Below are 25,045 nucleotides of genomic sequence, written 5' to 3' on the forward strand. Positions count from 1 at the left end.
CGAATTATCCTAGCCTTTAGGGGGGCGAAACATGCAAGATCAAATTTTTCACTTACAATATGCGATGGACACCTTTTATTTCTTGGTGTGCGGCGCACTGGTTATGTGGATGGCAGCAGGATTTGCCATGTTGGAAGCAGGTCTAGTACGTGCTAAAAACACCACAGAAATTCTAACTAAGAACGTGGCTTTGTTTGCCATTTCTTGTGTCATGTACCTAGTTTGTGGTTACTCCATCATGTACGGTGGCGAGTGGTTCCTAACAGGTATCCAAGACGTAGATGTTGCTTCTACCTTGACTGACTTCGCTGGCCGTGACGGCGGTTTTGAAGGCGGTTCTATTTACGCAGGCGCGTCTGACTTCTTCTTCCAAGTTGTGTTCGTTGCAACAGCCATGTCTATCGTATCTGGTGCCGTTGCTGAACGTATGAAGCTTTGGGCTTTCCTAGTATTCGCTGTTGTTATGACAGGTTTCATCTACCCAATGGAAGGTAACTGGACTTGGGGCGGCGGTTCTGTATTCGGTATGTTTAGCCTTGGCGACATCGGTTTCACTGACTTTGCAGGTTCTGGTATCGTTCACATGGCAGGTGCGGCAGCCGCATTAGCTGGTGTATTGGTACTTGGTGCTCGTAAAGGCAAATACGGTCCTAACGGCGAAGTACGTGCCATTCCTGGTGCTAACCTACCTCTTGCAACATTAGGCACATTCATCCTTTGGATGGGTTGGTTCGGTTTCAACGGTGGTTCTGTATTGAAACTTGGCGACATCGCAAACGCTAACTCTGTTGCTATGGTATTCCTAAATACCAACGCGGCAGCTGCTGGTGGTGCAATTGGTGCGCTTATCCTAGCTCGAATCCTATTCGGTAAAGCCGATCTAACTATGCTTCTAAACGGCGCATTGGCTGGCTTGGTAGCAATCACGGCAGGTCCTGATACACCATCTGCTCTAGGTGCGACTCTAATCGGTCTAGTTGGTGGTTTGATTGTGGTTGTGTCTATCCTGACCCTAGACAAGCTTAAAATTGATGATCCAGTGGGCGCTATCTCTGTTCACGGTGTTGTGGGTCTTTGGGGCTTGCTAGCAGTGCCACTAACGAACGATGGCACAACATTCGGCGGACAAATCGCGGGTGCACTTACTATCTTCGTTTGGGTATTCTTCACTAGCTTGGTTGTTTGGTTAATCATCAAAGCCATCATGGGTGTTCGCGTTAGCGAAGAAGAAGAGTACGAAGGTGTTGACCTTTCTGAATGTGGTATGGAAGCGTACCCAGAATTCAGCAAGAACTAATCACTCTGCTAAAAACCAAATTGTTTGAAATATCAAAACCCTCGCCTTGGCGGGGGTTTTCTTTTTATATCCTTATTGAACAAACGATATCCCCTTTTATAAGGCACTGATCCCTTACCTCCTTACACAAATACGCGTTATCATGAGCAATACATAAGATCGATTGATAGAGGCCAACATGCAGCACGACGACTTACATTTAACCATTCGTAATATCACCAAAGATGATTATGACGAAATCAAAGTATTGATGGATAAGGTCTATCACGATATTGGTGGCTCTTGGCCAAAGCATACGATTCACAAACTCATCAAAGATTTTCCTGAAGGTCAGATCTGTTTAGAAGACCACGGAAAAATTGTCGGCTTAGCACTATCGGTTCAAGTGAGCTATCAGCGTTTTAGTAACCCACATACGTATGACGACCTTATCGACCAAAAAGAGAACGTGCTAAACGATTCTCGTGGCGACGCCATGTATGGTTTGGATGCGTTAATTGCGCCTGAATATCGAGGCTACCGCCTTGGTCGTCGCTTGTACGAAGCCAGAAAAGACCTTTGCCGCCAGCATAACTTACGTGCCATTTTAGCGGGTGGTCGTATCCCTAACTATCACGAACACGCTCACGAAATGAGCGCGGCTGAATACTTAGAAGCGGTACGCGAACGTAAAATTTACGACCCTATTTTAACCTTCCAGCTATCAAACGATTTCCAAGTCACTCGTTTGTTAAAACGCTACATGCCAGAAGATGAAAAATCTCAAGGCTATGCAACGCTATTGGAATGGAAAAACATCTTCTTTGAACCAGACACCAACGTGATTCGCTCACGCAAAACCCAAGTGCGTATCGGTGCGATTCAATGGCAAATGCGTGAAGTAGAAAGCGTTGACGAGCTGTTGAAGCAGGTTGAATACTTCATCGATGCCGTTTCAGACTACAAGAGTGACTTTGTTCTCTTCCCAGAATTCTTCAATGCACCATTGATTGGGCTTAGCCCAGACCAAAGCAATCAGACCGAAGCTATTCGTTTTTTGGCTAGCTTCACAGAACGCTTTATCAATGAAATGTCGCAGTTTGCGGTCAGTTACAACATCAATGTCATCACAGGCTCCATGCCTGTCATTGAAGATGAAATTGTTTATAACGTCAGCTACTTATGCCGCCGTGACGGTACCGTAGAAGAGCAAAAGAAAATCCACATTACACCGCACGAGCGTCGTGACTGGGTTATCCAAGGTGGTAACGACCTACGCGTCTTTAATACTGATGCTGGTCGCGTGGGCATACTCATTTGTTATGACGTAGAATTCCCTGAATTGGGCCGTCTACTGGCGGAGCAAGACATGGATATTTTGTTTGTGCCATTCTGGACCGACACCAAAAACGGTTACTTGCGTGTGCGTCGTTGTGCCCAAGCCCGCGCGATAGAAAACGAATGTTACGTCGTTATCTGTGGTAGCTGTGGCAACCTTCCGCAGGTGGAAAACTTAGATATTCAATACGCACAAAGCTCGGTATTTTCGCCTTCTGACTTCTCTTATCCTCACGATGCCGTTATGGCGGAAACCACACCAAACACAGAAATGATTATGTTCTCTGATTTGGACTTAGATAAGCTGAAATTGACTCGCAGCGAAGGCTCAGTAAACAACTTAAAAGACCGCCGCACGGATCTTTATTCCGTAAACTGGAAAAAACAGCACTAAAAAGCACAACCCAGCGATAACATGGACGTTATCGCAAGCCTTTAATTCATTATTAAAAGAACACAAGAGACTATCATGGCCAAAGCAAAAACCGCTTTTGTATGCAATGAATGCGGAGCCGACTACGCAAAATGGCAAGGACAATGCCAAGCCTGCAGCGCATGGAACTCCCTATCTGAAATACGTCTTACCTCTGGAAAAACTTCCGCTCGCGTTTCCGCTAGCCAAGATCCGCGCTATCAAGGCTACGCCGGCGCTGTGACAGGCATTCAGAACTTATCTGACGTTGACTTAGGCGATGTGCCACGCTTTAGCTCTGGCGCAAACGAATTCGACCGAGTATTAGGCGGTGGCTTGGTTCCAGGTGGTGTCGTGCTCATTGGTGGCCACCCAGGAGCCGGTAAAAGTACCTTATTACTGCAAACCATGTGTTGGCTAGCACAGCAACAAAGTGCCTTATACGTGACAGGTGAAGAATCCCTTCAGCAAGTTGCCATGCGAGCACAACGTCTTGGGTTACCGACACAAAACCTCAAAATGCTGTCGGAAACCAATGTGGAAGCGATTTTAACCATCGCTCAGCAAGTGAAACCCAGAGTCATGGTGATCGACTCGATCCAAGTGATGCATCTAGATGGCGTAGAATCCGCCCCAGGCAGCGTGTCACAAGTACGAGAAAGTGCTGCTGTTTTGACGCGCTTCGCCAAACAAACTCAAACGGCTGTTTTGCTTGTCGGTCACGTAACCAAAGACGGCTCTTTGGCAGGCCCCAAAGTACTGGAACACATGGTGGATTGCTCTGTGTTGCTCGAAGGCTCAGAAGACTCACGCTTTCGTACCCTTCGCGGCATGAAAAACCGCTTTGGCGCGATCAATGAGCTAGGCGTTTTTGCCATGTTAGAAAATGGCCTAAAAGAAGTGAAAAACCCAAGCTCTATTTTCTTGAACCGCAGTAACCACCCTGCCGCTGGCAGCCTTGTTATGGTGGTTTGGGAAGGCACTCGCCCCTTGCTGGTCGAACTTCAAGCTTTGGTGGATGATTCGGCTTTGGGCAACCCAAGACGCGTCACAGTAGGTTTTGATCATAATCGTCTTGCTATGTTATTGGCGGTCTTACACAAACACGGTGGATTACTCACATCCGATCAAGATGTGTATCTGAACGTGGTTGGTGGTGTCAAAGTACTGGAAACCAGTGCCGATCTCGCCGCTATCGCAGCCGTTGTTTCTAGCTTCCGCGATAAAATATTGCCCCATGATTTGGTCGTACTGGGTGAAGTGGGTTTGTCAGGGGAAATTCGACCTGTGCCATCTGGCCAAGAACGCATTAGTGAAGCCGCGAAACATGGGTTCACTAGAGCCGTGGTGCCAAAAGCTAACTGCCCAAAAAAGCCTATCGAAGGCATGAAAGTGATTGGCGTAGAGCGTTTGTCAGAAGCATTAGACGCGATATTCGAAAATTGATAGTGCATTCCGTCATTCCCGCGAAGGCGGGAATCAAGCTTAGCCATCGCGTGCGCTTGATTCTCCACACCCGTCATTCCCGCGAAGGCGGGAATCAAGCCCTTATGGTCATCAAAAATAGCCTTATTTAGACAATAACCATTGGGTTCCCGCCTTCGCGGGAATGACAAAGCTATATTGCAGTAATAAGCTGCGGGGAACTTACCCTAAGAGATTAAAAATCAAAAAGATCTGCCACTGGCTCGGACTCATCCTCCATCCCATAGGGAAGCGCCTTGGCAGAATCCGCTTCTAATCGTTCTTGGCGTGCCTTTATTAAACGCGCTCGGCGTTGCTGACATAAATCCAATACGCGATGACGTTCTTCATTGGAAAGGGAAAACCAATGAAATCGCTCTTCTCGACTGCGTAAACAGCCTTTGCAGAACCCCTTTTTGCTATTTTCGCACACGCCTCGACAAGGGCTTTCTATGGCGAACAGTTCTATTTGCTCCATAATGCCCTCCCGCGAACGTCAATATAAGGCGACGGCGACGCTACTCTGTCGCCAAATCAAAATCATACACTTCTTCGGGTGACAAAAAGTACACCCTGTCAGCTGGTGCCGCATCCAATGAGAACCAATAGAAACGCTCTGGCACTCCCATCTCCAAATAAAAATTCACATAGGTCGCATGAATCGGATCTGCTTCATTTAAATTGGCCGCTTTTACTTTTGTACCATCCGACCAAGCGTGAACGCCAACGCCTGCTCCCGCCCCAATGCTTCGTTTTACGCCACCTAAAAACAGATCCACACCACCAGAAAGCACATAACCTGTCGAAGCAATATGAGTATTCAATCCAAGTCGACGAATCAGACGTGCGCCTTCCATAGTCGCCTGTTGATCAACAGAGCCTGGGACATCGACTAACACCATATCCGTGACATTAGGGTTATTACGCACCATCTCACTCAACTGCTGAACCAGGTCGCTACCTAAGACACCTGATAAAAAAACCGTATTTTCTTTTACTTCCATGGTCAAATCGTCAACTATGGTGTTATCTATTTTTTTATTTATCGCCGTTTCTGCACAAGCAGTTAAAAATACAGCTATAAATAGATATGAGAATCTTGATAACACAACAAGATTGCATTTCTTTTTTTCCATATGCGGCCCAGTAATGTAGAAAAAGTTAGTAGTCCAGTAGAAACGCTTTTTATGTTTCTAAAAGTATAAGGAAAAACACCTATCTATAGTCAACTAAACTTGTAAAGGATTGCAACCGTCGTGACGAACAATAGTCAATTAAAGCACCAGCACCCTTTTACTTCAAACCATGTATCCAACAGTCTGGAGCAAACCTCTCGGATTTTAAATATCGCGTCAGCAGCGGGTTCCATTGCTCACTTTGCTTTCATTTTCTTATTTCTTTATCTCGACCAAACCACACTTGCTTGGCTCAATGTCTTGTCTTTAGCGGCATGGCTGCTAACAGTAAGGCTAAACCGATTAAAGCAACATAATATTTCTATTTTAATCATGAGCGCCGAAATATCCGTTCATGCGTTTTTCGCCACCAGCATACTCGGTGCAGAGGCTGGCTTTCAGTATTATTTATGGCCTATGACATTGCTAATAATGACAACCCCTTGTCTCAAAATTACATGGTCTAGCGCCATTGCCTTGTTCCATATGACCACCTTTGCACTACTCGTATTATATTACCCATCCCAGCAAGATACGGTCACTAGCCACTCTTCCATGCTATTTATAATGAATGTCACTTGTGCAAGCATTCCCTTTATTGTGGCTGCCGCTCTGACACGTGCAACGTACATGAGCCAATATGAATTGATGGTAAAACTCGCTGAAAAAGATGAGCTAACCAAGCTCTTTAACCGGCGTTTTGCGATTGAAGCACTGACCTTTTATATGCAACAACAAAGCAGCAATGGCACACCATTTTGTATCAGCTTAGTAGATGTCGATAATTTCAAGCAGGTCAACGATGAGCTCGGTCACAATAAAGGCGACGAAGTGCTGGTGAAAATATCAGGCTATTTATCGCAATCCATGCGCAAAGCAGATATATCAAGTCGTTGGGGTGGTGAAGAGTTTCTGTTCATTCTTCCCGATGTCGAACTGCCTGAGATACAGCAACGCATTGAGGCGATCTGCAAAGACCTACCCAATCATGTTTCACTGGAGGAATGGCAGCAGATCATTAGCTGCAGTTTCGGCCTCATTCAGGTTAAAACCAATGAATCACTCGAACAAGCGATAAAACGTGTTGACGACTCGCTTTATCAAGCGAAAAAAAATGGCCGCTACCAAGTTGTAAGCGGCCATTAAAAAACATTTCTAAAAGAGGACAACCACCAAATAGAAACGCTTGGGACACATCAAAAACACTTATCCCTTCATTTTAAGAAGGAAAAGAAAAACTCTTTCCTTCACGAACGCCCGCCGAAGGCCAGCGCTGAGTGATTGTTTTGCGTTTCGTGTAAAAGCGCACAGCATCTGGACCATAAGCATGCAAATCCCCAAATAAAGAGCGCTTCCAACCACCAAAACTGTGGTAGGCCACAGGAACGGGCAAAGGCACATTGATACCGACCATGCCAACCTCTATATGATCAGAGAAATAACGCGCCGCTTCTCCATCGCGAGTAAAAATACAAGTACCATTGCCGTATTCATGGTCGTTAATCAAAGTCATGGCTTCTTCCATGGTATCGACACGCACCACTTGAAGCACTGGACCAAAAATCTCTTGCTGATAGCTGTCCATCTCTTTAGTCACGCCATCAATCAATGTCGCCCCAACAAAGAAGCCATCTTCATAACCCGCGACTTGTTGATGACGACCATCCACCACGACAGTCGCTCCTTGGGATTCTGCACTGTCAATAAAGCCAACGACTTTGTCTTTATGCTCCTTAGTTATAACAGGGCCAAAGTCATTGTTTTTATCAGAACACTCACCTACTTTGAGCGGCTTCATAGCGTCAGCCATTTTGCTGACCAAAGCATCACCTGCCGCTTTACCAACGGCCACAGCGACAGACAAGGCCATACAACGCTCACCAGAGGAACCAAATGCCGCGCCAAGTAACTGGCTAACCACGTTATCCATATCCGCATCAGGCATAACAATAGCGTGGTTTTTCGCACCGCCTAGAGCTTGGCAACGTTTACCATTGGCACTGGCTTTACTGTAAATGTATTCCGCAATGGGCGTTGAACCTACAAAGCTTACGGCTTTCACTCGCTTGTCTTCTAACAGAGTATCTACCGCCACTTTATCGCCATTAACAACGTTAAATACGCCGGCTGGTAAGCCCGCTTCATGTAGCAAGTCCGCAATAAATAACGCGGTACTTGGATCACGTTCTGAAGGTTTCAAAACAAAGGTATTGCCACACACAATGGCCATAGGAAACATCCATAAAGGCACCATGGCTGGAAAGTTAAATGGCGTAATGCCTGCCACCACACCTAATGGTTGAAATTCGCTCCAAGAATCAATATTTGGGCCGACATTTTTGCTGTATTCACCTTTTAGCAATTCTGGTGCACCACACGCGTATTCCACATTTTCGATACCACGTTGCAATTCCCCTGCAGCGTCATGGCAAATTTTTCCGTGCTCGGCACCAATTAATTCACAAATCTTATCCGCATGCTTTTCCAACAACATTTTGTAATTGAACATGACTCGAGCACGCTTTAATGGCGGAGTGTTTCGCCATTCTGGGTAGGCCGCTTGCGCCGCTGCAATGGCTTCTTCCACTGTTTCGCGAGAAGCAATGGCGACCTTTTTGGCGACCTTACCTGTCGCCGGATTAAACACGTCTTGAGTACGTTCAGCTTGTTGTGAATGTTTACCGTCGATTAAGTGTCCAATGATGTCCATGTAGGCTCCACAAATTCAAAATATTGTCTGTTGACACTACTATGCCAAGGGGAATAGATTACAAAAACTCCAATCTATTAACGCTTACTTAAGTTATTAGTTAACAAAGTTGCTGACGCATTACGAACCAAGCTTCATAACGACTTACAGAAGGTAAAGGGATGAATAAATTTCAAAGTCAGGTCAGCGATGCCGACCTTCGCATATTACGCATCTACCGTACAGTGGTGGAATGTGGCGGTTTTTCTGCTGCAGAAGTCGAGCTTAATATCAGCCGAGCGGCCATCAGCATCGCAATATCAGATTTAGAAACACGCTTGGGCTTTCGCTTATGCCAACGGGGAAGATCCGGTTTTTCTCTGACCAATGAAGGCAGCCAAGTTTACGATTACACCTTGCAGCTGTTATCGTCTATTGAAGACTTTAGGACCAATATTAATGCGCTTCATCAACACCTAAAAGGCGAGCTTAATATTGGCATTACAGACAACCTAGTCACCCTGCCCCACACACGCATTACACAAGCATTAGCAGGGCTAAAAGACAAAGGCCCACAAGTCGCCATTAATATTCGGATGATTCCACCTACAGATGTAGAGCGTGGCGTATTAGATGGCCGCTTACACGTGGGGATAGTGCCAGATTTAAAAATCCTCAGTGGCTTGGATTACCATCATTTGTATGAAGAGGAATCTAAGCTTTACTGCAGCGACACGCACCCCTTGTACAATATGGATGACAGCTCAATTTCGAAAAGCACATTAAAAGAATATGATGCCGTCTTGCCAGCTTATGCACAAACTCCAGATATCAAAGCACAACATCAGCCTCTCACCGCCAGTGCGACAGCGACCGACCGTGAAGGCATTGCCTTTCTTATTCTAACTGGGCGTTACATAGGTTTTTTACCTGACCACGTTGCAGAGCATTGGATTAGAGACGGTCGCATGCGCGCCATCTTGCCAAAAGAGTGTCACTACATAACACAATTCTCGGCCATAACGCGCAAAGGGGCACGTGCAAACCTAATTTTAGAAACTTTTTTAGCGGAACTCGAAAAAACGCAATAGGCGAATGCAGGCGATTACAGCAAGATATTCTTTATCAGTAATATCTCTAATATATATTTAAATGTTCATATCCCGAGACAAGAGATATAAAATACTTTCATCTAACTATTTCCAATATATTTACGGAGCAATGAATGAATTCCCAAAAACGTTTAAATACGATTATTGGTATGACGCTAGCAGCTTCACTTCTGCTTGCGGGCTGCTCATCAAGCGAAGATGAAGTGGTTGTCGAAAAAGACATTATTCGTCCAGTCAAATTGATCTCTATTGCCGAAAGCAATGCCATCAATATTCGTCGCTTTCCTGCAGAATTAAAAGCCAGTGAAGAAGCAGACATTGCCTTCCGTGTCGGTGGTCAGTTAATGCAGCTAAATGTTGTTGCCGGACAACGTGTTGAAAAAGGCGAGCTTCTTGCTGTACTTGACCCAACAGATTTCAAACTGGAAGTCGAACTTGCGCAAGCAAATCAAAGCCTTGCCGAAGCGCAATTCAAACGTATTCAAAATCTATTACGTCAAGGCGCAACGACTCAATCTCAATACGATTCGACAAAAGCGACCTTGGATCAAGCCAACAACGCACTTCAATCGGCGAAAAACAAACTGCAATACACCAAAGTTTACGCACCGTTTAAAGGTGTTATTGCCTCTGTAGCGACAGAAAACTTCCAGTACATTAGTGCTGCCGCGCCTATTATGCACATTCAAAACATAGACGACTTGGACGTAGAATTTCAGGTTCCAGAAAGCTTGGTCGTCAGCATTAAATCAACGCAATCAGATTACCAACCAAATGTCGTTGTTGATGTCGCACCAGATGAAAAGCTGTCAGGCACTTACAAAGAACATAATACGACCCCAGACCAAACCACCATGGCTTATGATGTATCACTTAGTCTGATTCGTAATAAAGATTCAAAGCACACCCTATTGCCTGGCATGACAGCAAACGTAGACATTGATTTGAGTCGCCTAGTAGGACAGAACAAATACGTTGTTATTCCTGTTGAAGCCGTCATTCGCCATGAAAATACCAAGACAGGCGAGTCTAACAGCACAGTTTGGGTGTACAACAAAGAGACTCAGAAAGTCAGCCCACGTGTGGTCACAGTAGGTTCATTACAAGGCAACAACATTGAAATTACTTCAGGCTTAAATGCCGGTGACCAAGTGGTTGCCGCTGGAGTAAGCAGCCTTACTGAAGACATGCAAGTTCGCCCTTGGACACGTGAGCGAGGCCTATAATGGATATTGCGGCTTATTTTATTCAACGCAAAGTAACAAGCTGGATGATCACACTGATCCTATTGATCGGTGGTATCATCGCATTTAACAGTCTTGGTCAGTTAGAAGACCCAGAATTCACAATCAAAGATACGCTGATTATCACGCAATACCCGGGTGCTTCTCCAGAACAAGTGGAAGAGGAAGTCACCTACCCGATTGAAGCGGAACTACAAAACCTGCCATACGTTGATAAAATCACCTCAACGTCAAAAGCGGGCTACTCAAAAGTTCAATTGACGATCAAAGACACGTATCGCGCCAAAGAGCTTAAGCAAATTTGGGACGAAGTACGTAAAAAGATTCGTGATATTCAAGGCCAATTCCCAAGCGGTGTCGCGTCCCCTATGGTGCTAGACGACTTTGGTGATGTATACGGCGTTATGCTGGCGATCAATGGTGAAGGCTATCCGTACAAAGACCTTAAAAATTACGTTGATTACATCAAACGTGAATTAGTATTGGTCGATGGCGTAGCGAAAGTAACCGTTGCTGCTGAACAGAACGAGCAAGTCACTATTGAAATTTCTCGTTCTAAAATGGCCAATATGGGCATCGCGCCAAGCCAGCTAGAAAGCTTACTTTCAAACCAAAACAGTGTGTCTAACGCTGGCCGTGTAAAAGTCGGCAGTGAGTATATTCGTATTAGCCCTACTGGTGAGTTTCAAGACATCTCAGAACTTGAAAACCTCATTGTTGGTACGCCAACTGACGGCAATCTAATTCGTCTACGCGATATCGCCACGGTCAAACGAGAGTATGTTGAGCCGCAAACGCATATTGTGGATTTTAATGGTCAGAAATCACTTTTACTTGGCGTGTCCTTCTCATCCCATGTCAACGTAGTAAAAGTTGGTGCTGACCTAGAAAAAAGAATCGAAGAATTAGAATACCAACAGCCTGTTGGTCTAAACATGGAACCTATCTACTTCCAGTCAAAAGAAGTTGAACGTTCCGTATCCGATTTCTTACTGAACCTTGTTGCCGCTGTTGCTATCGTTATTCTAGTGCTATTGGTGTTCATGGGCATTCGCTCAGGCATTTTGATTGGTCTCATTCTACTGCTGACCATTCTTGGCACCTTTATCGTGATGGATTATTTCGAGATCAACCTACAGCGTATTTCCCTTGGTGGGTTAATCATAGCGCTGGGGATGCTCGTCGATAACGCCATTGTCGTGACGGAAGGCGTACTTATTGGTATGCAACGCGGCATGAGCAAACTGCAAGCCGCCAGTGCAGTAGTAAAACAAACTAAATGGCCATTACTCGGCGCAACCGTTATTGCCGTTACAGCGTTCGCCCCGATTGGATTATCGCCAGACTCTGCTGGTGAATTCGTAGGCTCATTGTTTTATGTACTGTTGATTTCTTTGCTACTAAGCTGGATCACCGCCATTACCCTAACACCTTTCTTTTGTGATTTATTCTTCAAAGAAACGGTTGCAAAAAACAACAGCGAAGATGGCTCTGCCGCAGAACTAGCGGACCCATACAAAGGCTTCATCTTCACTGGCTACAAATTTATGCTAGATAAAGCCATGCATTATCGCTGGCTAACAATCATCACTTTGGTTGGTTGCCTTATTACTTCAGGCTGGGCATTTGGGACGTATGTTAAACATGAGTTTTTCCCACCGTCCACAACGCCTATGTTCTATATGGACATTCAGATGCCTGAAGGTACGCACATAGACAGCACTTATAATACGGTCACACAAATCGAAAAAGACTTGTTAAAAGATGATCGTATTGAGTTTGTCACCTCAACCACAGGGCAAGGCGCTTTGCGTTTCATGCTGACATACAATGCGGAGCAAACTAATTCCAGTTACGCTCAATTTATTATCCGCACCAAAAATGCAGACGTTATTCCAGACCTACTGCAAGACCTGTATTACAAAATGCAGGAAGAATACCCAGGACTGGATGTGAAGTTGCAACGACTACAATTAGGGCCTGCTAGTGGCGCTAAACTGGAAACCCGAGTAAGTGGTCCGGATCCCGAAAAACTTCGCCAAATCAGTGCTCAAATCAAAGAAATTTATCGTGCTGATGGTGGTTTGGAGAACATTAAGGATAACTGGCGCCAACCAGTTAAAGTGCTTCGCCCTATCTTTAATGATGCCCAAGCTCGACGCTTAGGGATCAGCAAAAAAGAATTGGACGACGTGCTATTAACCAACTTCACGGGATCTCAAATCGGTTTGTACCGTGAAGGCACAGATTTGCTACCAATCGTACGCACTGCACCAAAAAACGAGCGCGTTTCTATTGATCAAATTCGTGATTTGCAAATTTACAGCCCTGCGTCAGGGTCTTACGTGACCCTTTCTACACTGGTCTCTGGCTTTGAAACCGTGTGGGAAGATCCGATCATTGAACGTCGTGACCGTAAACGTACTATCACTGTTATGGCTGACCCTAAGATTTTGGGTGATGAAAACGCAATGACCATTTTTGGACGCACCCGTGCAGCGATCGAAGCGATTCCTATGCCTCCAGGTTATGCAATGGAATGGGGTGGCGAATACGAAAGCAGTACAGATGCTCAAAGCAACATATTTAAAGCGCTTCCAATGGGCTACTTATTTATGTTCATCATTACCGTTTTGTTATTCAACTCGATTCGAGTGCCGTTAACGATTTGGTTCTGCGTACCTTTAGCGTTGATCGGTGTTTCTACTGGATTGATCGTGATGAATACCGCGTTCAGCTTCATGGCATTGCTTGGGTTCTTAAGTTTATCGGGTATGACGATAAAAAATGGTATCGTTTTAGCCGATCAAATAAACTACGAACTAGAACAAGGTACAGAAAAATACCAAGCGATCTTTATGTCTGCTGTAAGTCGTGTTCGACCTGTCTGTATGGCAGCGATCACGACCATTCTGGGCATGGTGCCACTACTGTATGACGGGTTCTTTGAAGGCATGGCCGTGGTAATTTCGTTCGGTCTAGGTTTTGCGACCTTGCTAACACTGATCGCTGTACCTGTCTTTTACGCTGTGTTATTCCGAGTCAAATATCGTCATCACGAAGACTTTGAATAATACGACCGAATACTAACGACACCTTGTATCCAAAGAATGGAGCCTTATCAAGTTTTGATAAGGCTCCTGTTTTTAAACTATTAGAGACCTTTACACCAAATATTGGTGATGGCAGTCATCGTGTAAACGCCTCTATTTATTGTGTTGAGAAAAACATGCATCTAGACGACATCTTAAAATTAGACATTAAGCTACTCGTCGCCTTCGTCACCATTATGGAAGAAGGCAGTGTTTCTCGTGCCGCTGAAAGACTAGGAGTCACGCAACCTGCACTGAGCAAAAGCCTGCAAAGACTAAGAGAGCTCTTTAAAGATTCTCTTTTCACCCGCCAAGCGTATGGGTTAAGCCCAACCGCGCGCGCATCAGAGCTTCATGACCTAATACAGCCTATTTTAAGCTCTCTTTCTGAGCTAATGAGCCCAAACTCATTGGATTTGATAAACTTAGATAGACGCTTCAAGCTGCGGGCAGACGAAGGGGATTTAGAAAACTTCATTGAACCTTTATTAGCTTCAATACAGTACCAAGCCCCAAAGCTCAGATTATCCATTGCCTCATGGGGTGACTCACAGCTAGATGAACTTATTACAGGCAATGTTGACCTTGGCATCATGCGAATTAGCGATACACCAAGCAATATTCGTAGCAAGTTAATTGGTTACATGGAAGCTTGTATCGTGTTGAGTGAAGCTCACCCACTGTTTCATCAAGATGAAATATCCGTCACGGACTTACTGTCTCACAAGGTGGTCACCCATCATTTGCGTAGCAATCGAAACAGTTCATTTTCGAAAACAGAACAAAAGCTCAAACAAAGAGGCCACGTCATCCAACCAGACTTAGAAACAGACAGTTTGATGGTGGCTATGCAGGCGGTAAAACGCGGTATGGCGCTGGTCACCTCGCGCTCTATTGGCGACTTATTTTTGCAAGTCATGTGTGAAAAAGCCCACTTCTATCCAGTGAAGTTATTACCGATTCCAAAAGAAGTATTAGAGCTTGATGATTTCAAAGGCCGACACCCTATTCATATTTTCTGGCATGAAAGATTCAATAATGACCTTGCTCATCGCTGGCTAAGAGAACAGATTATCGACTTTATGCGTGAATCGCCGTGGATGCACCTGCCCGATTAGCCAATTGATTTAACCTGCCAAACAATAATAGCTGGTTGAAATATTATCCCGCGTCGCGCTCGGCTCTAAGCCAATCAAAGCGTGGGATACGTTCACCGTTTATTTCCACAGTTTCTTGAAACATATCAAGTGGTCTTGCCCACCAGCCAAAGTCGCCATATAAAGCTTGATAAATTACTAACTCCTCTTCTGTTTCACTGTGTTTCGCCACTCTCTCAACCCAATAAAGTGCGCCTTTATAATGTTGATACACGCCCTTTTTCATACAAAACCTCTTCATACTTTTTAAAAATCGACCATAAAAAGCCAATAACCACAAAAACGTGTCGCCAATTAGAAAGTTTCTATCTTACGCAACAAACATAACTTGGTGATAATACTTCTCATACTATCGTTGATTACTCATTTTTCAGGAATGCGCTATGTATCTAGTACGCCCAGCCGATTTTGCAGATCTCCCCGCACTGGAACGTCTTGCCCAACAGGCAGGTATAGGCATTACCAATTTTCCCGCCAACAGAGAGCGCTTAAACGACAAAATCGCCTCTTCTCGTCGCTCATTACAAACTGACGTAGTCCAACCGGGCGATGAATCCTACTTGTTTGTATTAGTAGATACCAGCAAGGACCAGATTGTTGGCTGTTGCGGAATAGATGCAATGGTGGGTGTCGATACCCCTTTTTACAGTTATCGAATAGACGAAGTCGTGCATGCCTCCCCACAGCTGCAAATCCACAACCGCATACCCGCTCTCTTTCTCTGTCATGACTACAGTGGCACCAGCCGACTAATAGCGCTGGTCGTCGATAAAGCCCATCAAAACAATGTCGCTATGTCATTGCTGTCCAGAGCTCGCCTACTTTTTATTGCTCGTTATCCTGAACGCTTTACTAAGCGACTGTTTGCAGAATTACGTGGCGAGAGTGATAAAAAAGGCTATTCCGCATTTTGGGATGCGCTAGGGAAACACTTCTTTACCATGGACTTCAAAAAAGCCGACTATCTTTCAGGTGTCAGCAACAAAAACTTTATCGCAGAGCTAATGCCACGTTATCCGATATATGTTCCAACCTTGCCTGAAGCTGCGCAAGAGGCTATCGGCGTAATCCATGAAAACTCAGACCAGAGCGCCGAAATTCTGCTCAATGAAGGGTTCGAATTCCGTGGCTATGTCGATATTTTTGACGCAGGCCCAAGCATCGAAGCAAGAACAGAAAGCCTACACACAATTACCCAGCAGAAAATGGACAAAGCACTGAGTTTAACCGATGCTGCTAAAGGCCCAATGCACCTTATTTCTGCCGGACATTTAGAACACTTTAGAGTCACTGCCGCACCAGCAGAACCGCAAGTTGCAGGACTCGCCTTAGAAAAAGCGACACAAGAACGATTAGGTATCTCATCAGGACACCGCATCCAATGGGTCGCACTGTAAATAACATTAGCAGAGGAAAGCCATCATGATGGTCATACGCCCTATTTGTCAAAATGACCTAAAGTCACTATATCGACTTGCGGAAAAAACCGGAATTGGTTTTACCTCTTTGGTATCAGACGAAGCTATTTTACAAAAAAAAATCGACGGAGCGGTGCGCTCTTTTAACAAAGAAGACGTCACAGAACCTCATAATGAAGATTACTTAATGGTGTTAGAAGACACCAGCACAGGCGATATCGTCGGCACCTGCGGCATCTTAGCCACAGTCGGATTAGACGAACCCTTTTACAGCTATCACCTAGGCAGCATCACTCATGCGTCCCGTGAACTGAAAGTACACAATGTCATTCCCACACTGGTGCTAAACAACGACTTCACCGGCTGCAGCGAAATTTGCACGCTGTTCCTAGAAGAAGATTACCGCCACTCAAAAAACGGCCAGCTGCTGTCAAAAGCCCGCTTCATGTTTATGGCGCAATTTCCTGAACGCTTCACCGAAAAAGTCTTTGCCGAAATGCGAGGAATAAGCAACGAAGATGGCGTTTCACCACTTTGGGAAAGTCTTGGCCGCCATTTTTTCTCCATCGACTTCAAAGAAGCCGATGAACTGACCGCACAAGGCAATAAACAGTTTATTGCTGAACTGATGCCAAACAACCCAGTGTACGTAAACTTACTTCCACCGGAAGCCCGTGAAGTTTTAGGCCAAGTTCACAAAAACACTGTGCCGGCTCGTCGCCTATTAGAGCAAGAAGGCTTCCGTTATGAAAACTATGTCGACATTTTTGATGGTGGGCCAAGCTTAGAAGCTCGCGTTCAAGACATTCGGGCCGTGCGCGAAAGCCGTCTTTGCCTTGCCAACATAGGCCAACCAAAAGGCATCTCTGAAAGCAAGGGCGAAGGAGTTACTGAAAACAAAAGTGAAGGCAATTACTACCTAGTCTCCAATGCCAAAGTCGCAGACTTCCGCTGCATCCTCGTCCAGCGCAGCATTCCACCAGGTAGCGCCATGACCCTAACACAGGAAGAAGCCGATAATCTTTGTATTACCAACAAAGAGCCCGTTCGAATCGTGGAATTATCCCCCTACTCAAGATAAACACGCACGAATAAACAGGAGTCACCATGAAACAAGCACACTACATCAATGGTCAATGGTTAGCAGGCGAAGGCCAACCTCTGCGCTCTATCGACCCTGCGGACGCCAGTTTAGTTTGGCAAGCCAACACAGCCACACAAGGCCAAGTCGACTTAGCGATCGAAGCCGCTCGTGCTGCCTTTCCTACTTGGGCAAACCGTCCTCTAGAAGAGCGTATAAGTATTATTGAAGCCTTCGCAGCCCTAGTTAAAGAACACAGTGAAGACATAGCGACCGTTATCAGCCGTGAAACAGGCAAGCCAATCTGGGAAACGCGTACCGAAGCCGCGGCCATGGTGGGCAAAGTCGCCATTTCCCAACAGGCTTATCATGAAAGAACCGGCGAAAAAACCACCCCTATGCCAGGCGCAACAGCGCGACTGCGCCATCGTCCACATGGCGTGGTCGCCGTATTTGGTCCCTATAACTTCCCTGGGCATTTGCCAAACGGTCATATTGTTCCTGCACTGATTGCGGGTAATACAGTGGTTTTCAAACCAAGTGAACAAGCACCTGCCACGTCTGATTTGATCATTCAATTATGGGAAAAAGCCGGCTTGCCAGCAGGCGTACTTAACTTGATTCAAGGGGAACGTGAAACAGGCGTTGCTCTAGCAAATCACCAAGGCATAGACGGATTGTTCTTCACCGGAAGCCCACAAGTCGGTCATATTTTGCATAACGACTTTGCCGGTCACCCTGGGAAAATCCTAGCGTTAGAAATGGGCGGCAACAACCCATTATTGGTGTCAGACAAAGTCGCAGACCAACGCGCAGCGGTGCACGAAATCATTCAATCGGCGTTTATCTCAGCAGGACAACGCTGTACCTGCGCCCGTCGTTTATTGTTGCCCAAAGGCGAGCTGGGCGATGCGATTCTGCAATCCCTAGTAACAGCCACCAAAGCGCTAAAAATCGACCGTTTCGATGCCATCGAACAACCTTTCATGGGGCCAGTGGTGTCAGCACAAGCCGCCGACGGTTTACTACAAGCCTACCAAAAACTGATTAAGCTAGGTGCTGATCCTCTCTTAGAAATGACCCGTGGCGACAGCCAAACCGGCTTTGTGACACCAGGCATTATTGATGCGACCAACATGCTAGATAAACTTCCCGACCAAGAGTACTTCGGCCCACTGCTTACCGTGATTCGATATGACTCTTTGGATCAGGCAATGAAGATCGCCAACAATACGAAGTTTGGTTTATCGGCAGGTATTTTGTCAGACGACGCTGCAGAATATGAATGGTTCTTACAACACAGCCGTGCTGGCATTATCAACTGGAACCGCCAGACCACAGGCGCATCCAGTAACGCACCATTCGGAGGGACAGGAGCAAGCGGTAACCACAGAGCCAGCGCCTATTATGCAGCGGATTATTGCGCTTACCCCGTTGCCAGCATCGAAGCCGATAGCTTAACCATGCCAGAAAAACTGGGGCACGGTATTACGCTGTAAAGCTTTATTTAAAACCCAATAGACAACGCACATTCAGGTATAACAAGAGGCAATTATGAACACAGCGACAGAAGCCAATTTTGACGGCTTAGTGGGCCCAACCCACAACTACAGCGGCCTATCTTTTGGTAACGTCGCTTCATTGAATAACTCTGCACGCCCGTCCAATCCAAAAGCAGCAGCCAAACAAGGTTTGGTCAAAATGAAAGCCTTGGCAGACATGGGTTTTGTACAAGGCGTACTCGCCCCACACGAACGACCACATATTCCGACGCTGCGTCGTTTAGGCTTTTCAGGGACGGACGCCAGTATATTAGAGCAAGCTGCCAAACAAGCTCCAAAGCTACTGGCAGCGGTTAGTTCTGCCTCTTGTATGTGGACCGCCAACGCCGCAACCGTCTCACCAAGTGGAGACACCAGCGACAAACGCGTGCATTTCACCCCAGCCAACTTGGTCAACAAATTCCATCGCTCCATTGAACACGAAACCACAGGCGCGATTTTGCAAGCGACCTTCAAAGACGATAAACACTTCGCCCACCACCCCGCTTTGCCCAGCGTAGACCACTTTGGTGACGAAGGTGCAGCGAACCATACGCGTTTTTGTCATGGTTATGGCGAACAAGGCATCGAATTCTTTGTTTACGGAATGGAAGCCTTCAACAGCAACGCCCCTAAACCGGCTAAATTCCCGGCTCGCCATACCTTAGAAGCCTCCCAAGCCGTGGCTCGCCGTCATGGTTTAAAAGCCAATCAAGTGGTTTACGCGCAACAAAACCCAGATGTGATAGACGCTGGCGTATTCCACAACGACGTCATCGCCGTAGGTAATCGCAACGCGCACTTCTATCACCAAGAAGCCTTTTTAGACACAGCCAAAATGAAACAAGACTTGCTCACCGCCTGGGGAGAAAGAACATCTCAATTCCACCTTATAGAAGTCCCAAGCGATGCCGTATCGGTACAAGACTGCATCCAGTCTTACTTGTTTAACAGCCAACTACTAAGCCGTAGCGACGATGACATGGTGTTGGTTGTACCAGGTGAATGCGAGAACAACCCAGCCGTTTGGGCGTATTTAAACAGCCTAATTGCGGGTCCCTCACCAATCAATGAAATTAAAGTCTTCGACCTAAAACAAAGCATGAGCAACGGCGGCGGCCCAGCTTGCCTCCGACTTCGCGTCGCCCTAACCCAAGCCGAGCAACAAGCTATAAACCCATCAACCCTCATGAACGACAGCTTGTTTGCACGCTTAAACCACTGGGTCGACAAACACTACCGCGACCAGCTCCATGAAAAAGACCTGGCTGATCCTCAACTGCTAATCGAAAGCCGAAATGCATTAGACGAACTGACTCAGATAATGAACTTAGGAAGTGTCTACGAATTTCAGCGGTAGGGATAAACCTTCCCGCCCCAAGGGGCGAGGTATCAGTGTTTCATTGGATTAACACTAATTTATGTATATACATGATTCCGTCGATTTTGTAGGTCAGATGAACCGAGGAACGAAGGTGTGATCTGACTTTTAACGGTATACATAACGGTTGAAGGCAGAATTAATTGAGGGTCACACGCCTGATCACGGTCGTACCTCCCTCATCAGGCCTACAAACCTATTTTTTATGGCATGAGATAGATCTTTACTCGAGGTGACGAGCGAAGCTAAAACGAGGCAAAAATAGACGAGGAAGCGGACACCTACATGGATGTAGGTGTTAGAGCGACGCAGGGAGCCAAAGCCGAGTTATAATTATAAATGAGCATTCCGAGTCTATTTTTAACAAAGTGTTAGCAAGCGCAGTAGTCGAGAAAAGATCGATCAAAAATGCTCGCCATTCTCATAGTAGTCCTTGCCTTGCAGATCATGGAACAAAACCGTTATGTCTTGCCCACTGTCCACCAGAGGTCGAACCAATTCTTCGATGATTAAGGCCACTTTGCGCTTTACTTCGTCACCTCGGTCGAACCACAAGACATCAAAAAACGGGTAAGCCGGAGAAGCACCGCCAACGGCCAGATAGGTCGTTGCTTGGTACTCTAGAGTGAAGTGTGAGTTCGGCGTATCGGTCACTTCCGCCAAGTTTTCTATTAGGATATCAGCAATGGATTCCAGTTCGTCGAAAGCCAATCCTCGGACACGTAGATGAGGCATAAAAAATCCTTAATCATAGATTACAAGTTACGACAGAGAATGCCTGATTTTTTAATTTTCATCTACATAGTCAAATGAATAAGTGTCGATCACAACATCATCCTGAACCACTTCAACACTCCATTTGCCATCGAAACCAGGCATAAGGCGCTTGCTAGACCAAACTCTCCAACGGTCACCACCAATGTCAAAATCAACATCAGCTTGCTCTTCCCCGTCTAATTTCCAACGGTGAATAACATGACTGCCTTCCATGTCGCGTAAGTCACTAAAGAAATACACTCGCTGAATGCCGCCATATTCTACTTGTACACTCGGGCCGATATCGTCTATTGGCTCACGGTCAATTACGTCTGAGGTAAATTGAGCACGGGCTACCGTACCTTGTGCAAACGCAGGAACCGCCATCGATAGCGATAAAACGCTCGCCAAAGCAACTCGAATTAGCATTTTCCACATATTAAAATCCTATTATATTTTTCATAAAAGTAAGCGCATTTAAAATGCATAAAAACAGCTAATTTCTTAGTCTGCTTTGGCTCTAAATTGAGAATGGAATCTAATCATAAAAGTAGCTGAATACTGTGTAAAAGTAGCGAGAGTTTTGTGTAAATTTGCAAATACTCTCGTTACTTTTGTGTCAAAAAACGACTCATTTTCTATGAAGAAACTAATACGCAGAAATAGAAGTGAATGCTTACTTTGGTTGACGATTAGCAAGCGGGGTAGAAAAAGTATATTCCATATCCCAAGGGAAGCGAATCCAAGTGTCTTGGCTAACCTCTGTGATAAAAGTATCAACTAACGGCTTACCAGCTGGCTTGGCGTAAATAGTGGCAAAATGCGCCTTTGGTAGCATTTCACGAACTTTCGCAGCGGTACGCCCCGTATCGACCAAGTCGTCAATCAGGATAAAGCCTTCACCATCACCTTCAACGCCTTTAAGCACATTTAGGTCGCCCTGCTTCATGGCTCCATTGCCACTTTCATCTTCGCCGTAGCTGACGATACAAATCGTGTCGATTAAGCGGATATCCATTTCACGACACAGAATAGCCGCTGGCACCAAACCACCACGGGTAATCGCAATAATCCCTTTCCAAGGACCCTGCTCCAGCAAACGCCAAGACAAAGCACGAGCATTTCTATGTAGCTCTTCCCAAGACACTGGAAAATCTTTTGAATAAGGGGTCATCAAAGCTCCTACGCTTTTCGCTATCAATTGCAATTATTGAATATAAGAGTGCTGCCAAGAGCAATAATAGCTCAAGAAAACACAGAGTATAAATGGAAGATTAGGATTTTAGCTGCATAGGCAGTCCTGCCGCAACAAAAGTTACCCGATCGGTCAATTTAGCCAATTTTTGATTAATACTTCCTAGCTCATCACCAAAACGCCTAGCAAGGGCATTCATCGGCATCACGCCCAATCCCACTTCACTAGACACCAGCACCAAGTCGCCTTTGAACTCGGCAACGGCTTGAAAAAGCGCTCGCTTCTCATTTTCTAAGCGGGCTTCGTCTTCCAGACACAGAAGGTTTGTCACCCACAAACTAAAACATTCTACGATCACCGCTTGTTCAGACGAGTTTACCTCAGTCAACAAGTCCGCTAATGCTAACGGCTCTTCAATCACCCGCCATTCTTTGGGGCGGCGGACTTGATGCAAACGCACGCGCTCCGCCATCTCTTCGTCCCAAATTTGGGAGGTCGCTACATAACAGACCGCTTTATTAAACGAAGCGACTTGCTCTTCAGCGTAAGCACTTTTGCCACTACGAACGCCACCCAATACAAGATGCTTCATGCTAACTCCCTGCCCCCTGCGGTTTTTAATAAGCGAATCAAGGCGCTGTTCAAAGCGTCCATTTCATTAAGCGCGGGCAAGGCGACACGAATCCAACCTTCCCCCAAACGGGTGTGAACACCAACTTGATGCAACATGTCAAAAACTTGCTTGGCGTGTGCTTCGCTTTCAAGAAACCAAGTCACAAACAAAGGATTCGATGCCCTGTCTTGGGAATCAAAAATGGTGTTGAATTTTGGCATCACCCTTTCTTCAAAGGCCGCTTGGCGTACTTTTAAACGCTGCAAAGCGGATGATTGCCAGTCTTTATCAGCAAAAGCGAGCGCCACCAGATGTAAGCTTGGCGTGGCAACGGGCCAAGGCCCTAGCAAATTTTTCAAAGGGGTTTGCCATTTATCCGCACAAAAAGCAAAACCAACCCGAGCGCCAGCCAAGCCAAAAAATTTCCCGACAGAGCGCAAAACGAAAAGCGATTCGCTCAGCAATTCACCTTTCAAAGTATCCAATAGACTCAGTTCAGGACAAGCATCCACAAAAGCTTCGTCCACAACAATATTCGCGCCTAGCTGTTCAGCATGAGCAATCAGCAGAGACAAAACCTCCGCTGAGGCCACTTCTCCTGTGGGATTATTCGGTTGAATGACCACCGCCACCGCCCATTTTTGGTCGAGCAAGTCTTCCAAGGCATCGTAATACGTAATCTCAAAGCCCCATTTCTTCCAAGCAAAAGCGTGTTCTTGATAACCAATACGTGGCACAAAAACAGTGTGCTTGGTTAAATTTGGGGTTAACGCGTTTGTGGCGATCAACATGGGCGGCAAAGCTTCGATAATATGTTGAGAGCCTGCACCAATGGCATTGGGACGACGACCAAAATAACGCTCGGCCTCTTCTAATAAATTCGCTTGATCAGGTAAATCCATCCATAGCTCAGGCGCTATTTCCGGAATAGGCCAAGGCTCACGGTTACAGGCGGAGGATAAATCCAACCAATTCAACGCCTCATTCCCCACCCTGCGCTGCCAATAAGCCAAATCACCGCCGTGCTTTGGCGGCAAGCTTTCCAAGTTAGGAAGGTTTTCTAACTTAGAAAAACCTAAACCAACAGACATATTACCAATCCCCATAAATATACGCTTTTATCCACCAGCCAAATGGCTTCTTTTAAATGTTGAGGCGTCGGTAAGTCACCCTCGCCTAGAATGGGTCGCGTTTCGACTTTACCAAAATACGGTGCTTCGCCACCTAACTGAATCCCCAAAGCGCCCGCTCCAGCCGCCATTACCGGGCCAGCATTGGGGCTTTTCCAACGGGCCGAAGGTCGTCGTGCACTACGAATAGCAGAACGCCATTTACCACAAGCCCCATAGGTATAAACCACCAGACGAGCGGGAACATAATTTAATACATCATCCAAACGTGCTGCGCACCAACCAAAATACCTCAAGGACTCGGTTTTATAGCCCCACATGGCATCCAGCGTGTTGGCAAGACGATACAAGAGCACGCCCGGCGCACCGAAGAGAATAAACCAGAATATCGGTGCGAATATCGCATCACTGCCATTTTCTAATACCGACTCGATCCCGGCTTTTGCCACCGCGGATTCATCTAAATTCTGCGTATCACGGCTGACGATATAACTCACGGCAAGACGGGCTTCATCTAACTTTTCGCTAGAAAGAGGCTCAGTCGACAAAGGCTGATAAATCGCCAACGCATGCTCGCGCAAACTCTGCCAACCAATCGCAAAATACAGCACCAACACGGACAACAAGGTATCCAGCCAATTCGGCAATAACCACAGCAGAGCCACTAAAATCAGCATCCAAGGCAAAACCGCCACCAGCCAAGCCAACACCCCCACCAAGCGTTGACGTGATTGAGAAGCCTCTAAAGGTAACTGAATATGCGTGCGACAAAGGTCTACCCAGCGGCCAAACCAAATCAAAGGATGCCAAGTTTTTGGCTCGCCTAATAAGCGATCCAGCACCAAAGCCGCCACCAAAATGAAACTGGTCATAGAGAACACACCAAGAAAACCATCAAAACTACTGTTTAAATTAGCAAGGATCATAAATATAGGTCGTATTTTCACTTAACAAGGTGAACAGGTAAGGTA

Annotated in this window: 22 protein-coding genes; 12 read left to right on the forward strand and 10 right to left on the reverse strand. The window is 46.0% G+C overall.

Annotated features, from left to right (window positions below; genetic code table 11):
* Window positions 1-31 precede the first annotated feature (31 nt).
* The 3 genes from C1X04_RS15520 (at window position 32) to radA (ending at window position 4,472) form a co-directional block, all read left to right on the forward strand.
* The gene (locus C1X04_RS15520; RefSeq protein WP_137170414.1) at window positions 32-1,297 is read left to right on the forward strand and encodes an ammonium transporter; all 1,266 of its coding nucleotides are present in this window, start codon (window positions 32-34) and stop codon (window positions 1,295-1,297) included.
* Window positions 1,298-1,475: 178 nt separating this feature from the next.
* A complete protein-coding gene (locus C1X04_RS15525; protein ID WP_110576895.1) occupies window positions 1,476-3,008 on the forward strand; it encodes a carbon-nitrogen hydrolase family protein in 1,533 nt (510 codons plus the stop codon).
* Between the two features lie 75 nt (window positions 3,009-3,083).
* Window positions 3,084-4,472 carry a DNA repair protein RadA gene (radA, locus tag C1X04_RS15530; protein WP_110576894.1) on the forward strand — a complete coding sequence of 463 codons (1,389 nt, stop codon included), beginning with the start codon at window positions 3,084-3,086 and terminating at the stop codon, window positions 4,470-4,472.
* A gap of 214 nt (window positions 4,473-4,686) precedes the next feature.
* On the opposite strand, the gene C1X04_RS15535 is transcribed toward radA, so the two are convergent.
* A complete protein-coding gene (locus tag C1X04_RS15535; RefSeq protein WP_137170415.1) occupies window positions 4,687-4,968 on the reverse strand; it encodes a DUF1289 domain-containing protein in 282 nt (93 codons plus the stop codon).
* 40 nt (window positions 4,969-5,008) lie between these two features.
* Window positions 5,009-5,494 carry an alpha/beta hydrolase gene (locus C1X04_RS15540; RefSeq protein WP_245927071.1) on the reverse strand — a complete coding sequence of 162 codons (486 nt, stop codon included), beginning with the start codon at window positions 5,492-5,494 and terminating at the stop codon, window positions 5,009-5,011.
* 252 nt (window positions 5,495-5,746) lie between these two features.
* On the opposite strand from C1X04_RS15540, the gene C1X04_RS15545 reads away from it, so the two are divergent.
* The gene (locus tag C1X04_RS15545) at window positions 5,747-6,811 is read left to right on the forward strand and encodes a diguanylate cyclase (RefSeq protein ID WP_137170416.1); all 1,065 of its coding nucleotides are present in this window, start codon (window positions 5,747-5,749) and stop codon (window positions 6,809-6,811) included.
* A gap of 73 nt (window positions 6,812-6,884) precedes the next feature.
* On the opposite strand, the gene C1X04_RS15550 is transcribed toward C1X04_RS15545, so the two are convergent.
* Window positions 6,885-8,375, reverse strand: a complete 1,491-nt coding sequence (locus C1X04_RS15550) for a CoA-acylating methylmalonate-semialdehyde dehydrogenase (protein ID WP_137170417.1) — start codon at window positions 8,373-8,375, stop codon at window positions 6,885-6,887.
* Window positions 8,376-8,536: 161 nt separating this feature from the next.
* Here C1X04_RS15550 and C1X04_RS15555 point away from each other — a divergent pair, with 161 nt between their 5' ends.
* The 4 genes from C1X04_RS15555 to C1X04_RS15570 all read left to right on the forward strand — a co-directional run bounded on the left by C1X04_RS15555 (window position 8,537) and on the right by C1X04_RS15570 (window position 14,920).
* Window positions 8,537-9,445, forward strand: a complete 909-nt coding sequence (locus tag C1X04_RS15555; protein WP_110576890.1) for a LysR family transcriptional regulator — start codon at window positions 8,537-8,539, stop codon at window positions 9,443-9,445.
* Window positions 9,446-9,579: 134 nt separating this feature from the next.
* On the forward strand, window positions 9,580-10,692 hold the full coding sequence (locus tag C1X04_RS15560; protein ID WP_137170418.1) for an efflux RND transporter periplasmic adaptor subunit: 1,113 nt from the start codon (window positions 9,580-9,582) through the stop codon (window positions 10,690-10,692).
* Entirely contained in the window at window positions 10,692-13,784 is a 3,093-nt protein-coding gene (locus C1X04_RS15565; protein ID WP_110576888.1) for an efflux RND transporter permease subunit, read from the forward strand. Before C1X04_RS15560 ends, C1X04_RS15565 begins: the two co-directional genes overlap by 1 nt.
* Before the next feature lie 155 nt (window positions 13,785-13,939).
* A complete protein-coding gene (locus tag C1X04_RS15570) occupies window positions 13,940-14,920 on the forward strand; it encodes a LysR family transcriptional regulator (RefSeq protein WP_137170419.1) in 981 nt (326 codons plus the stop codon).
* Window positions 14,921-14,963: 43 nt separating this feature from the next.
* On the opposite strand, the gene C1X04_RS15575 is transcribed toward C1X04_RS15570, so the two are convergent.
* Window positions 14,964-15,185, reverse strand: coding sequence for a DUF1653 domain-containing protein (locus tag C1X04_RS15575; RefSeq protein ID WP_110576887.1), 222 nt, complete (start codon window positions 15,183-15,185; stop codon window positions 14,964-14,966).
* Between the two features lie 157 nt (window positions 15,186-15,342).
* Here C1X04_RS15575 and C1X04_RS15580 point away from each other — a divergent pair, with 157 nt between their 5' ends.
* Genes C1X04_RS15580 through astB form a run of 4 tightly spaced genes read left to right on the forward strand, consistent with a single transcriptional unit; the run spans window position 15,343 to window position 20,359 of the window.
* A complete protein-coding gene (locus tag C1X04_RS15580) occupies window positions 15,343-16,356 on the forward strand; it encodes an arginine N-succinyltransferase (protein WP_137170420.1) in 1,014 nt (337 codons plus the stop codon).
* A gap of 25 nt (window positions 16,357-16,381) precedes the next feature.
* On the forward strand, window positions 16,382-17,458 hold the full coding sequence (astA, locus tag C1X04_RS15585; protein WP_137170421.1) for an arginine N-succinyltransferase: 1,077 nt from the start codon (window positions 16,382-16,384) through the stop codon (window positions 17,456-17,458).
* A 26-nt stretch (window positions 17,459-17,484) separates the two neighbouring features.
* Entirely contained in the window at window positions 17,485-18,957 is a 1,473-nt protein-coding gene (astD, locus tag C1X04_RS15590) for a succinylglutamate-semialdehyde dehydrogenase (protein ID WP_137170422.1), read from the forward strand.
* A gap of 55 nt (window positions 18,958-19,012) precedes the next feature.
* Window positions 19,013-20,359: an N-succinylarginine dihydrolase gene (gene astB, locus C1X04_RS15595; protein ID WP_137170423.1), complete on the forward strand. Its 1,347-nt coding sequence runs from the start codon at window positions 19,013-19,015 to the stop codon at window positions 20,357-20,359.
* A gap of 423 nt (window positions 20,360-20,782) precedes the next feature.
* On the opposite strand, the gene C1X04_RS15600 is transcribed toward astB, so the two are convergent.
* From C1X04_RS15600 to cbiB, 6 genes are all read right to left on the reverse strand, one after another.
* Window positions 20,783-21,115: a DUF1904 family protein gene (locus C1X04_RS15600; protein WP_110577465.1), complete on the reverse strand. Its 333-nt coding sequence runs from the start codon at window positions 21,113-21,115 to the stop codon at window positions 20,783-20,785.
* A 51-nt stretch (window positions 21,116-21,166) separates the two neighbouring features.
* Entirely contained in the window at window positions 21,167-21,574 is a 408-nt protein-coding gene (locus C1X04_RS15605) for a DUF2914 domain-containing protein (protein WP_137170424.1), read from the reverse strand.
* 238 nt (window positions 21,575-21,812) lie between these two features.
* Complete coding sequence (gene gpt / locus C1X04_RS15610) at window positions 21,813-22,310, reverse strand: xanthine phosphoribosyltransferase (protein ID WP_137170425.1); 498 nt, start codon at window positions 22,308-22,310, stop codon at window positions 21,813-21,815.
* 100 nt (window positions 22,311-22,410) lie between these two features.
* The gene (gene cobU / locus C1X04_RS15615; protein WP_137170426.1) at window positions 22,411-22,923 is read right to left on the reverse strand and encodes a bifunctional adenosylcobinamide kinase/adenosylcobinamide-phosphate guanylyltransferase; all 513 of its coding nucleotides are present in this window, start codon (window positions 22,921-22,923) and stop codon (window positions 22,411-22,413) included.
* Entirely contained in the window at window positions 22,920-24,050 is a 1,131-nt protein-coding gene (locus C1X04_RS15620) for an aminotransferase class I/II-fold pyridoxal phosphate-dependent enzyme (protein WP_254682279.1), read from the reverse strand. The genes cobU and C1X04_RS15620 overlap by 4 nt, the downstream gene beginning before the upstream one ends.
* Window positions 24,020-24,946, reverse strand: coding sequence for an adenosylcobinamide-phosphate synthase CbiB (gene cbiB, locus C1X04_RS15625; RefSeq protein WP_254682280.1), 927 nt, complete (start codon window positions 24,944-24,946; stop codon window positions 24,020-24,022). The genes C1X04_RS15620 and cbiB overlap by 31 nt, the downstream gene beginning before the upstream one ends.
* Between the last annotated feature and the right edge of the window lie 99 nt (window positions 24,947-25,045).

Source organism: Marinomonas sp. FW-1, assembly GCF_005222245.1.
In the GTDB taxonomy this organism is placed as follows: Bacteria; Pseudomonadota; Gammaproteobacteria; order Pseudomonadales; family Marinomonadaceae; genus Marinomonas; species Marinomonas alcarazii.